8 protein-coding genes are annotated in these 12,650 nt (G+C 67.6%); 6 read left to right on the top strand and 2 right to left on the bottom strand.

Annotated features, from left to right (window positions below):
• The first annotated feature begins 250 nt into the window (after positions 1-250).
• Genes MRS60_RS07035 through MRS60_RS07050 form a run of 4 tightly spaced genes read left to right on the top strand, consistent with a single transcriptional unit; the run spans position 251 to position 5,361 of the window.
• Positions 251-955, top strand: a complete 705-nt coding sequence (locus MRS60_RS07035) for a response regulator transcription factor (RefSeq protein WP_034183383.1) — start codon at positions 251-253, stop codon at positions 953-955.
• Positions 952-2,313 (top strand): FecR family protein, encoded by a 1,362-nt coding sequence (locus MRS60_RS07040; RefSeq protein ID WP_034183384.1) that lies wholly within the window; start codon positions 952-954, stop codon positions 2,311-2,313. Before MRS60_RS07035 ends, MRS60_RS07040 begins: the two co-directional genes overlap by 4 nt.
• 10 nt (positions 2,314-2,323) lie before the next feature.
• On the top strand, positions 2,324-4,711 hold the full coding sequence (locus tag MRS60_RS07045; RefSeq protein WP_243565462.1) for a CHASE2 domain-containing protein: 2,388 nt from the start codon (positions 2,324-2,326) through the stop codon (positions 4,709-4,711).
• A 35-nt stretch (positions 4,712-4,746) separates the two neighbouring features.
• Positions 4,747-5,361, top strand: a complete 615-nt coding sequence (locus tag MRS60_RS07050; protein ID WP_034183386.1) for a DUF4136 domain-containing protein — start codon at positions 4,747-4,749, stop codon at positions 5,359-5,361.
• A gap of 52 nt (positions 5,362-5,413) precedes the next feature.
• Here MRS60_RS07050 and galU read toward each other — a convergent pair whose 3' ends face one another.
• The gene (gene galU, locus MRS60_RS07055; RefSeq protein ID WP_034183387.1) at positions 5,414-6,298 is read right to left on the bottom strand and encodes a UTP--glucose-1-phosphate uridylyltransferase GalU; all 885 of its coding nucleotides are present in this window, start codon (positions 6,296-6,298) and stop codon (positions 5,414-5,416) included.
• Positions 6,299-6,385: 87 nt separating this feature from the next.
• Positions 6,386-9,253: a valine--tRNA ligase gene (locus MRS60_RS07060; RefSeq protein WP_243565463.1), complete on the bottom strand. Its 2,868-nt coding sequence runs from the start codon at positions 9,251-9,253 to the stop codon at positions 6,386-6,388.
• 213 nt (positions 9,254-9,466) lie between these two features.
• On the opposite strand from MRS60_RS07060, the gene MRS60_RS07065 reads away from it, so the two are divergent.
• Both MRS60_RS07065 and MRS60_RS07070 read left to right on the top strand, forming a co-directional pair.
• Positions 9,467-11,830, top strand: a complete 2,364-nt coding sequence (locus MRS60_RS07065; RefSeq protein WP_034183475.1) for a UvrD-helicase domain-containing protein — start codon at positions 9,467-9,469, stop codon at positions 11,828-11,830.
• A complete protein-coding gene (locus MRS60_RS07070) occupies positions 11,827-12,624 on the top strand; it encodes a 5'-methylthioadenosine/adenosylhomocysteine nucleosidase (protein WP_243565464.1) in 798 nt (265 codons plus the stop codon). The genes MRS60_RS07065 and MRS60_RS07070 overlap by 4 nt, the downstream gene beginning before the upstream one ends.
• The last annotated feature ends 26 nt before the right edge of the window (positions 12,625-12,650 follow it).

Consider the following 12,650-nt stretch of genomic DNA (forward strand, 5'->3'; position numbering starts at 1 on the left):
AAGGATTATTCGAAGAAAGAACGGTAGTCCGCGCAATTTCTTGGCGAATTTCATACTACTATGATGAAATCGCCGGTTCGTCCGCGCCCCGTTTTTGAGATATTTAGCCGGGGTCGCCGGTTTGCGCAGGTGGCGCGAGCGGCGAACGACGGCTCGCCGGCCCGTATCCGGAAGGAAGCCGCGCGCGTTGCGCTGCGAGGTGGGTGCGGGGAGCTGAACTGGACGAATCGATTTCGATTTGCGGGGTGCTATGAGAATTGCTGTACTGGATGACGATCCGGCCCAGACGGATTTCGTCAGTCAAACGCTGACGGCCGTTGGCCATACGTGCTACGCGTTCAAGGAAGGCAAGGCCCTGAAGAAGCGTCTGCAGCGCGAAACGTTCGATCTGCTGGTGCTCGACTGGAACGTGCCCGACATGTCCGGCGAGGAAGTGCTCAAGTGGGTGCGCGCCAACCAGACCGAGCACAGCCTGCCGATCATCTTCATGACGAGCCGCGACGACGAGGCGGGGATCACGCAGATCCTCAACGCCGGCGCCGACGACTACGTGGTCAAGCCCGTGTCGGGCCCGATCCTGCGCGCGCGCATCGGCTCGCTGCTGCGCCGCGCGTATCCGGTCAATGCCGAGGCGACCGTTCGCGAATTCGATCAATTCCGTTTCGACGTGAACCTGAAGCAGGCCTACGTCGGCGACAAGCCCGTGAGCCTGACGCAGAAGGAATTCGAACTCGCGCTGCTGCTGTTCCAGCATCTCGACCGGCCGCTGTCGCGCGCACACATTCTCGATCTCGTGTGGAAGCAGGCAACCGACATCCCGTCGCGCACGATGGATACGCATATCTCGATGCTGCGCACCAAGCTCGGCCTGCGGCCCGAAAACGGCTATCGCCTCGCGCCGATCTACGGCTACGGCTACCGGCTCGAGCGGGTCGGCCAGGGAGAACCGGAGTGACCGCGGGAATCTCGCAGCGTACGGCAAACCTGCGCACGATGGCGCTGCGCACGGCCTGCGCGGTCACGTTTGCAGTCGCCGCGCAGCATGCGGCCGCGCAGCCGCCCGCTGCGGCGGGCAAGATGGTCGTCTACCGCACGCAGGCGGGCGACACGCTGTACGACGTCGCCGCGCGCTACCTGCAGGGCGCGGACGACTGGCAACTGCTCCAGCAGATCAACGGCGTGCCCGCGCCGAAGCACCTGCAGCCCGGCATCGCGCTGAAGCTGCCGGTCGCGCGCCTGCGCAAGGAAAAGCTGACCGCGCGCGTCGTCGCGGTGCAGGGCACGGCAGAGCGCGCGTCCGGCGACGCGTACGCGCCGCTGGCGAACGATGCGACGCTCGTCGAGGGCGACCGCGTGCGCACGGGTGCGAATGGCTTCGTAACGCTCGAACTCGCCGACGGCACGCACATGAGCCTGCCGCCCGACAGCCAGCTCGACTTGAAGGCGCTGCGCCGCACCGTGCTGACCGGCGCGCTCGATCGCCAGTTCGAACTCACGCGCGGCTCGGTCGACAGCGAAGTCACTCATCTGAAGAAACGCGACGACCGCTTCCAGATCCGCTCGCCGTCGGTCGTGGCCGGCGTGCGCGGCACGCGCTTTCGCGTGAACTACGACGCGGCCGGCAATGCGTCGACGCGTGTCGAAGTGCTCGACGGCACCGTCGGCGTCGCGGGCGGCCGGCAATCGGCCAAGCCGACGCTCGTGCATGCGAACTTCGGCAGCGTCGCGACGTCGTCCGGTGCGGTCGGCGCGCCCGTCGCGCTGCCGGCCGCGCCGGCGCTCGCGCATCCCGACAAGGTGCAGGACGAACCCGACGTCGCGTTCGACGTCGTGCCGCAGGCGAACGCGCATGCGTACCGCGTGCAGCTCGCGCACGATGCGGGGCTGCTGGACCTGTTCCGCGAAACGCGCACCGATTCGCCGCGCGCGGTCTTCCGCGACGTACCGAACGGGAACTACTTCGTGCGGATCGCCGCGATCGATGCCAACGGCCTCGAGGGGCTGCCGCGCACCTATGCGTTCGAGCGTCGCGTGATGGGGCTCGACGCGAGCGCGTCGCCCGGTGCGGATGGCTACGAGTTCCGCTGGTCGCCGAACGGTTCGGGCAAGGACGCGCGCTACCGGTTCGTGCTGTCGCGCTCGAAGGACCTGAGCGCGCCGGTCGTCGACCAGGTCGGCCTGCATGCGCGCCAGATCACCGTCGCGCACCTGCCGCCGGGCGATTATTTCTGGGCGGTGACCGTCGAGGAGTTCGAAGGCGGCAAGTTCTACGAGAAGACCAGTCCGGTCAGCGCGTTCACGCTGTCGCGCTGACCCGCGGCGCATGAAACCCGGCTCCGTTTCCCCACGGCGGCACCTCGGCCGCCGCTTCCTGATCGAATGGATCGCGATCGGCTGCCTCGGGATCGCGGTGATCCTCGCGTGTGCGCTCGGCCGCCTGTCGTCGAGCGTCGACGGGCTGATCTACGACCGGCTGCTGATGCTGCGCAGCCTGCCGCTGTCGCCCGACGTGGTCGTCGTCGACATCGACAACCAGAGCGTATCGGCGCTCGGCCGCTGGCCGTGGCCGCGCGACGTGCATGCGCGGCTGCTCGACACGCTGGCGCGCGCGCAGCCGGCCGCCGTCGTCTACGACGTGCTGTTTACCGAACCGGCGCCGGAGGATCGCGCGTTCGCGGACGCGATGAGCCACGTGCCGACCTTCCTGCCGGTGCTGCTGAGCCCCGAGCAGGCGGACGGCACGCGTACCGTCGATCCGCCGGTGGCTGCGCTCGCGGCGCGCGCGACGGGGCTCGGTCACATCAATCTCGAAGTCGATCGCGACGGCATCGTGCGCAGCGTCGCGCTGTTCGAAAGCGACGGCCGCGTGCGCTGGCCGCAACTGATGGTGCCCGTGTACCGCGCGATCCAGGCCGGCCGGCTGCATCCGGCCGGCGGCGCGCCGGGCGCGAACGCGCACGACCTGTCGCGCGACGCGGCCGGCGAGGGCCGCTACCTGATTCCGTTCAGCCGCAACACGCCCGAGTATCCGACGCTGTCGTTCGACGACGTGCTCGAAGGGCGCGTGAAACCCGACGCGCTGCGCGGCAAGATCGTCGTCGTCGGCGTGACCGCTTCCGGGCTGTACGACCGCTTCGCGACACCCGTATCCGGCGATTTCGGCCCGCTCGCCGGCGTGTATATCCACGCCAACGTGCTCGACATGCTGGCGACCGGCAGCGCGATCTCGCCGGCATCGCGCGCGGGGCTGTTCGCCGCGTCGCTGCTGCCGCTCGCCGCGCTGCTGGGCGGCTTCCTGATGCTGTCGCCGTGGCGCGCGCTGCTGCTGACGCTGAGCCTCGCCGCGCTCGCCGTCGTCGCGAGCATGGCGCTGCTGTTCGAGGCGCGCATCTGGCTGTCGCCGGCGCCGGCGATCTTCGGGCTGATCGCCGTCTACCCGATCTGGAACTGGCGGCGCCTCGAAATGACGATGTCGTACCTGCGCCGCGAACTGCAGCGGCTCCCCGACGAGCCGCACCTGCTGCCCGAGGCGCCGCGCACGCGCAGTGTCGGCGGCGACGTGCTCGAGCGCCAGATGGCGCTGATGGCGCAAGCCGCGCAGCGCGTGCAGGACATGAAGCGCTTCGTGTGGGACAGCCTCGACAGCATGCCCGAGCCGATCTTCGTGACCGACCTGGCCGGCACCGTGCTGATCGCGAACCATGCGGCGAAGCGCTACGGGTCGCGGCTCGCGCTGCCGCTGCCGGAAGGGCGGCCGCTGCGCACCGCGCTCGGCGAGCTGACGTTCATGAAGACCGTCGACGGCAACGCCGAACACGATGCGGCGATCCGCGAGCACTGGCCGGCCGCGCTCGACCCGACGCTCGAGGCCGAGCACGACGCGATGGCGCGCGGCATCGAGGTGCGCGACCGCGACGGGCTCGACCATCTGTTACGCTACGCCGCCTGCACGAATGCGCAGGGCCGCGTGACGGGCTGGATTGCCGGCCTCGTCGACGTGACCGAACTGCACGCGGCCGAGCGGCATCGCGAGGAAGCGCTGCACCTGCTGTCGCACGACATGCGCTCGCCGCAGGCTTCGATCCTCGCGCTCGTCGAGATCGAGCGCGACCGCGTCGAGACCGATGCGATGCGCGGGCTGCTCGCGCGGGTCGAGCGCTACGCGCACCGCGCGCTGTCGCTTGCCGACGAGTTCGTGCAGCTGGCGCGCGCGGAGTCGCAGGCGTACCAGCTCGAAGTGACGAGCCTCGTCGACGTGCTGATCGATGCGAGCGACGAGGTATGGCCGCAGGCGCAGACGAAGCACATCCGCATCGACACCGAGGTCGGCACCGACATGTGCTGGGTGCGCGCGGACCGCTCGCTGATCACGCGCGCGTTCGTGAACCTGCTGAACAACGCAGTCAAATACAGTCCGTCCGACACCGTGATCACGTGTACGCTGACGGTCGAGCACGCGTCGAAGCGGATGTTCTGTACGATTCGCGATCAGGGGTACGGCATTGCGCCGGAAGATCAGCGGCATCTGTTCGAGCGTTTCAAGCGATTCCATGCCGGCGAGCGGCCCGAGATCCCGGGTTCCGGGCTCGGCATGGCATTCGTGAAGACGGTCGTCACGCGCCATGGGGGCAGCGTGTCGGTCGACAGCGAAGTGGGTGTCGGCACCGCGGTGACGGTGTCGCTGCCCGCGATCGACGAGCCGTCCGCCTGACAGGGCCGGGCACGACGGCAGGACTGGGGAAAGCCATGAGAAAGGAATGGGCAGCGACCGCGCTGGCGGCGTCGTTGTTGACGGGTTGCGCCGGCGTGACGAGCGGCGTGAGTGCGGTCGGGCAGCCGAATGCATTTGCAGCCGGCGCGCACGGCTACGATTTCGTCCGGACGGCCGCGCAGGCCGACGATGCCGAATACCGGCAGGTCGAGGCGCTCGTGCGCGACGAACTCGCGCGCCGCGGCTTCGACGCGCAGCCGCTCAAGGACGCGCGCTACCGGCTGTCGATTGCCTATGCGACGCAGCCGGCGGCGGTCGCGGCCATCGCCGACCAGTGCGGCGCCGCGAGCAGCGCGTGCGTGACGGTGGACGGGCCGTCGCCGTTCGCGCTGCCGTTCGCGGGTGGCGTGTATCGCCACGTGCTGACGCTGCGTTTCGTCGATGCGAAATCGGGCGCCGACGTCTATCGCGTGACGGCCGCGCTGCGCGATCGCGAACCGGGCACGCAGCAGGCCGCGCCGGCGCTCGTGAAGAGCGCGCTCGCGAAGGTGCCGTTCGGCGATGGCGGCGGCTGGCTCGTGAAGACGAAAAAAGACGACGCGGGCGGGATGCCGGGCGTCGTCTCGGTGAAGCCGGCCGAAGCGCGCTGAGCGCCGGCCGATGAGGTGAGGGCGGGCCCGCCGCGGCGAGCCCTTGCCGCGCTCAGGCGGCCGGTTGCGCGCCGCCGCGCGTGCGCAGGTATTCGTCGAATTCCGCGCCGACTTCCGGATGGCGCAGTGCGAATTCGACCGTCGCCTTCAGGTAGCCGAGCTTGCTGCCGCAGTCGTAGCGCGTGCCCTGGTACTTGTAGGCCAGCACCTGTTCGTCGGCGAGCAGCGCCTGGATCGCGTCGGTGAGCTGCAGTTCGCCGCCCGCGCCCGGCTTCAGCGCGCGCAGGTGTTCGAAGATCCGCGGCTTCAGGATGTAGCGGCCGACCACGCCGAGGTTCGACGGCGCGACTTCCGGCGCGGGCTTCTCGACGATCGCCGACATCTTGACGATCGACTCTTCCCATTCCTTGCCGTCGACGATCCCGTACGACTTCGTTTCCGACGGCGGGATTTCTTCGACGCCGATCACCGAGCTGTGATAGTGGTCGAACACGTCGACCATCTGCTTCATCACGGGCGGGTTGCCGTCGAGCAGGTCGTCCGCGAGGATCACCGCGAACGGGTTGTCGGCCACCAGCTTCTCCGCGCACAGCACCGCATGGCCGAGGCCGAGCGCTTCCGGCTGACGCACGTAGAAACAGTCGACATGGCTCGGCTTGATGCTGCGCACGAGCTCGAGCAGCTTTTCCTTGCCGCGTGCCTCGAGTTCGGCTTCGACCTCGTACGACTTGTCGAAATGATCCTCGATCGCGCGCTTGCTGCGCCCGGTGACGAAAATCATCTCGGTGATGCCCGCGGCGATCGCCTCCTCGACTGCGTACTGGATCAGCGGCTTGTCGACGACCGGCAGCATTTCCTTCGGGCTCGCCTTCGTTGCCGGCAGGAACCGCGTGCCGAGGCCGGCAACGGGGAATACCGCCTTGGTGACTTTCAACATGATCGAACCTTTATTCCTGTAATCGACTTGTCAGACGATGTATGTTCACGTCCGCATTATAGTGAACGCAAACGGCCTTACGGTTTGTTACGCAGGCAACCGATCGAGCTGCGCACGCAGTTTCTCGAGCGTGCTCTGGAATTCGGCGACGCGCTTCTGCTCCTGTTCGACCACGGCCGGCGGCGCTTTCGCGACGAATGCCTCGTTGCCGAGCTTCGCGTTGCACTTCGCGATCTCGCCCGTCAGGCGCGCGATTTCCTTCGACAGGCGCTCGCGTTCGGCCGCGACGTCGATTTCCACCTTCAGCACCAGCTTGTTCGGGCCGACGATCGCGATCGGCGCGCCGTGCGCTTCCTTGTCGAGCGTCGCTTCGTCCGTGAGGATCTGCACTTCCGACAGGCGCGCGAGCGCCTGGACGTACGGCGCGAACGAGCGCAGGCGCTCGGCATCGCCGGCCGCGAGCAGCGGCACCTTCGTCGCCGGCGACAGGTTCATCTCGCCGCGCAGGTTGCGGCATGCGTCGACGATCGCCTTCAGGTCCGCCGCCCACTGCTCGGACGCCTCGTCGATCTTCTGCAGGTTGGCAACCGGATACGCCTGCGTCATCAGCGACGCTTCGCCCTCGGCCTTGCCTTGCGGATAGCGGCCCGCGAGCGGCGCGACCTTCTGCCAGAGCGCTTCGGTGATGAACGGGATGACCGGGTGCGCGAGACGCAGCACCGTCTCGAGCACGCGCAGCAGCGTGCGGCGCGTGGCGCGCTGCTGTTCCGGCGTGCCGTTCTGGATCTGCACCTTCGCGAGTTCGAGATACCAGTCGCAGTACTCGTCCCACACGAACTTGTAGATGCTGGTCGCGACGTTGTCGAAGCGGTAGTCGGCAAAGCCCTTCGCGATATCGGCCTCGGTACGCTGCAGCAGCGACACGATCCAGCGGTCGGCCGCCGAGAAGTCGAGGTAGCCGCCGGGGCCGCAGTCGCCCGCGCCGCAGACTTCCGGCTTGTCGGCGCCGCAGTCGTGGCCTTCGCAGTTCATCAGCACGAAGCGCGTCGCGTTCCACAGCTTGTTGCAGAAGTTGCGATAGCCTTCGCAGCGCGCGAGGTCGAAGTTCACGTTGCGGCCGAGCGTCGCCATCGACGCCATCGTGAAGCGCAGCGCGTCGGTGCCGAACGCGGGAATGCCGTCCGGGAATTCCTTGCGCGTCTTCTTCTCGATCGTCGCGGCCTGCTTCGGATTCATCAGGCCCGTCGTGCGCTTCGCGACCAGCGTCTCGAGATCGATGCCGTCGACGATGTCGATCGGGTCGAGCGTATTGCCCTTGCTCTTCGACATCTTCTGGCCTTCCGCGTCGCGCACGAGGCCGTGCACGTAGACGGTGTGGAACGGCACCTTGCCGGTGAAGTGCGTGGTCATCATCACCATCCGGGCGACCCAGAAGAAGATGATGTCGAAGCCCGTGACGAGCACCGACGACGGCAGGAAGTGCTTCAGTTCAGGCGTCTCGTTCGGCCAGCCGAGCGACGAGAACGGCACCAGCGCCGACGAGAACCACGTGTCGAGCACGTCTTCGTCGCGCTTCAGTGCACCCGTGTAGCCCTGCGCGGCGGCCTTCGCGCGCGCGTCTTCCTCGCTGCGCGCGACGAACACCTCGCCGTTCTCGCCGTACCACGCGGGAATCTGGTGGCCCCACCACAGCTGGCGCGAGATGCACCAGTCCTGGATGTTCTCGAGCCACTGGTAGTAGGTGGTCGTCCAGTTTTCCGGGACGAACTTGATCTGGCCGTTGCGCACGACGTCGAGCGACGTTTCGGTGATCGACTTGCCGGGATTGAACGTGCCTTCCGGTGCCGGCTTCGTCATCGCGACGAACCATTGGTCGGTCAGCATCGGCTCGATCACGACGCCCGTGCGGTCGCCGCGCGGCACCATCAGCTTGTGCGGCTTCACGGAATCGAGGAAACCCAGCGCGTCGAGATCGGCGACGATCGCCTTGCGCGCGTCGAAGCGGTCGAGGCCGCGATACTGCTCGGGGCCGTTGTCGTTGATCTTCGCGTCGAGCGTCAGGATCTCGATCGGCGCGAGGTTGTGGCGCAGGCCGACCTGGTAATCGTTGAAGTCGTGCGCGGGCGTGACCTTCACGACGCCCGTGCCGAACTCGCGGTCGACGTAGTCGTCGGCGATCACCGGGATCTCGCGGCCGGTCAGCGGCAGCGTGACGAGCTTGCCGATCAGGTGTGCGTAGCGCTCGTCTTCCGGATGGACCATCAGCGCGACGTCGCCGAGCATCGTCTCGGGGCGGGTGGTCGCGACGGTCAGCGAGCCCGAGCCGTCGACGAGCGGGTAGCGGATGTGCCACAGGTGGCCGTTTTCCTCTTCGCTCGCGACTTCGAGATCCGACACCGCGGTGAGCAGCACCGGATCCCAGTTGACGAGGCGCTTGCCGCGGTAGATCAGGCCCTGTTCATGGAGCGTGACGAACACGTCGCGCACGGCGGCCGACATCTTGTCGTCCATCGTGAAGTATTCGCGCGACCAGTCGGTCGATGCGCCGAGGCGGCGCACCTGGCCCGTGATCGTCGAACCGGACTGCTGCTTCCATTCCCACACGCGCTCGACGAACTTCTCGCGGCCGAGGTCGTGGCGCGACACGCCCTGCGCGTCGAGCTGGCGCTCGACGACGATCTGGGTGGCGATCCCCGCGTGGTCGGTGCCGGGCACCCACAGCGTGTTCTCGCCGAGCATCCGGTGATAGCGGGCGAGGCCGTCCATGATCGTCTGGTTGAACGCATGGCCCATGTGCAGCGTGCCCGTCACGTTCGGCGGCGGCAACTGGATCGCGAAATCGGGGCGGGACGGATCGAACGCCGGGGCGGCATAGCCGCGTTTTTCCCACTCCGGCCCCCATTGGGACTCGATGGTATGGGGCTCGAAGCTCTTCGCAAGCGTGTTGTCGCTCATGTTGGAAATCTGCCGAAAAATGCGTGAATTGGATGCCGAATCCGACAATTATAAATGGATGCACATCGACCAGCCATCGCATTGCCGGCGCAGGCTTGTCGCGAAGCGGCCGCAACGCGCTTGCGGCGCTCGACCGAACGGATCGGGAACGGCATCGCGCCGCCGACTTATAATGTCGGGTCCGCATTTTTCTCGCCCGTCCGCCGCCGCTCCATGCCCGATCTGCTCGCCAATCTGAACCCCGAACAACACGCCGCCGTCACGTTGCCGAACGAACCGGCGCTGATCCTCGCAGGGGCGGGCAGCGGCAAGACCCGCGTGCTGATCACGCGCATCGCATGGCTGATCCAGCAGGGCTACGCGTCGCCGCCCACCGTGCTCGCCGTCACCTTCACGAACAAGGCCGCGCGCGAGATGATGGCGCGCCTGTCGGCGATGATGCCGATCGACACGCGCGGGATGTGGATCGGCACGTTCCACGGCCTGTGCAACCGGATGCTGCGCACGCACTGGCGCGATGCCGGCCTGCCGCAGACCTTCCAGATCCTCGATACGGCCGACCAGCTGTCCGCGATCAAGCGGCTGATGAAGGCGGCGAACGTCGACGACGAGAAGTACCCGCCGAAGAACGTCCAGTACTTCATCAACAACGCGAAGGAGCAGGGGCTGCGTCCCGACAAGGTCGACGCGACCGACAGCTTCAACCGCAAGTTCGTCGAGCTGTACCAGGCGTACGACCAGCAGTGCCAGCGCGAGGGCGTCGTCGATTTCCCCGAGCTGCTGCTGCGCTGCTACGAGCTGCTGGCGTACAACGCGCCGCTGCGCGCGCACTACCAGGCGCGCTTCAAGCACATCCTCGTCGACGAGTTCCAGGACACCAACAAGCTGCAATACGCGTGGCTCAAGATGCTCGCGGGCGGCCAGAACGCGATCTTCGCGGTCGGCGACGACGACCAGTCGATCTACGCGTTCCGCGGCGCGAACGTCGGCAACATGCGCGATTTCGAAGACGAATTCCGCGTGCGCAACCTGATCAAGCTCGAGCAGAACTACCGGTCGCACGGCAACATCCTCGATGCGGCGAACCAGCTGATCTCGAACAACGCGCACCGCCTCGGCAAGAACCTGCGCACCGACGCGGGCCACGGCGAGCCCGTGCGCGTGTACGAGGCCAGCACCGATTCGCAGGAAGCCGGCTGGATCGTCGAAGAGATTCGCTCGCTGATCAACACCGGGATGGCGCGCAGCGAAGTGGCCGTCCTGTACCGCAGCAACGCGCAGTCGCGCTCGATCGAGCACACGCTGATGTCGTCGGGCATCCCGTACCGCGTGTACGGCGGCCTGCGCTTCTTCGAGCGTCAGGAAGTGAAGCATGCGCTCGCGTACCTGCGCCTGATCGACAACCCGAACGACGACACGGCGTTCGTGCGCGTGGTGAACTTCCCGACCCGCGGGATCGGCGCGCGCTCGATCGAGCAACTCGCCGACGCCGCGCGCCTGTACGGCTGCTCGATGGCCGCTGCGATTCCGTACGTGACGGGCAAGGCCGGCACGAGTCTCGGCGGGTTCGCGAACCTGGTCGCGAAGATGCGCGCCGACACGCAGCAAATGAATTTGCCGGACACGGTCGAGTACGTCGTGCGCGCGAGCGGCCTCGCCGATTTCTACCAGGGCGAGCGTGAAGGGCAGGACCGTCTCGAAAACTTGCAGGAACTCGTGAACGCGGCGACCGCATTCGTCGCGGAGGAAGGCTACGGGCTCGACACGCCGGCCCGCTCGATCCCGCTGCGCGCGGGCGCGATCGCGGCGCCCGAACTCGGCGCGGCGACGGACGATCCGGCGGTCGACGTACTCGATCCCGCGTCGCCCGGCGATCCGGCGCAGAACCCCGATACGATGACGCCGCTCGCCGGCTTCCTGTCGCATGCGTCGCTGGAGGCCGGCGACAACCAGGCGCAGGCCGGGCAGGACGCCGTGCAGCTGATGACGGTGCACGCGGCGAAGGGGCTCGAATTCTCGGCTGTGTTCATCACGGGCCTCGAGGAAGGGCTGTTCCCGCACGAGAACAGCGTGCTCGAATCGGACGGCCTCGAGGAGGAGCGCCGGCTGATGTACGTCGCGATCACGCGCGCGAAGGAGCGGCTCTACCTGTCGTTCGCGCAGAGCCGGATGCTGCACGGCCAGACGCGCTACAACGTGCGCTCGCGCTTCTTCGACGAGTTGCCGGAGCACGTGCTGAAGTGGCTGACGCCGAAGGTCGAGGCCGGTTCGCGCTGGGGCGGGCGTTCGGACAACGCGGGATACGGGCGCGACTGGTTCGCGCGGCCGGGCGGCGGCAGCCGCGAGCAGATCGTCGATGCGGCGGTGTCCGCGCCGCTGCCCGCGTTCGCGGACAAGCAGCGCGCGGCCGGCGCCGGCTTTCGGGTCGGCCAGCAGGTGTTCCATACCAAGTTCGGCGAAGGCACGGTCACCGCGCTCGAAGGCAGCGGCACCGATGCGAAGGCGCAGGTGAAGTTCAAGCGGCACGGCGAGAAGTGGCTCGCGCTCGCGGTCGCGAAACTGCAGGCGGTGGAATGATGAGCATCGACATGGTTGATATGCCTGCGACGCGCCCGCTCGGCATTCTGGCCGCGCTGCCCGAGGAACTCGGCGACCTGATCACCGCGATGCGCGCCGACGGCGCGATGAAGACGATCACGTTCGGCCGCCGCGATTACCACGTCGGCACCGTGCACGGCGCGGCCTGCGTCGTCACGCTCGCGCGGGTCGGCAAGGTCGCGGCCGCCGCGACGGTCAGCGCGCTGATCCATGTGTTCGGCGTGGCGGGCGTCGTGTTTACCGGCGTCGCGGGCGGCGTGTCGCGCACGGTGCGCGTCGGCGACGTCGTCGTGGCCGACATGCTGCTGCAGCACGATCTCGACGCATCGCCGCTCTTTCCGCGCTACGAGGTGCCGCTGCTCGGCATCACGCGCTTCGCGACCGACGCGGCACTGACGGCCCGTCTCAGGGCCGCGTGCATGCTGTTCGTCGCGGAAGAGGGCGCGTTGTTCGCCGAGCGCTTCGGGCTCGCCGGCGCGACGCTGCACGCAGGGCTCGTCATCAGCGGCGACCGCTTCGTGTCGAGCGAGCGCGAGGTCGTCACGCTGCGCGATGCGCTGCCGGACGCGCTCGCGGTCGAAATGGAAGGCGCGGCGATCGCGCAGGTGTGCGCGGAGCACGACGTGCCGTTCGCGCTGGTGCGCACGATCTCCGATACGGCCGACGATCATGCGACGCAGTCGTTCTCGCACTTCCTGTCGGCGATCGCGAGCAGCTATTCGTCCGGCATCCTCAAGCGTTTCCTGACGCTGCATGCGGCGACGGCGGCCTGAAGCCGCCGTCGTTTTCTCCGTACAAG

Source organism: Burkholderia pyrrocinia, assembly GCF_022809715.1.
In the GTDB taxonomy this organism is placed as follows: Bacteria; Pseudomonadota; Gammaproteobacteria; order Burkholderiales; family Burkholderiaceae; genus Burkholderia; species Burkholderia pyrrocinia_C.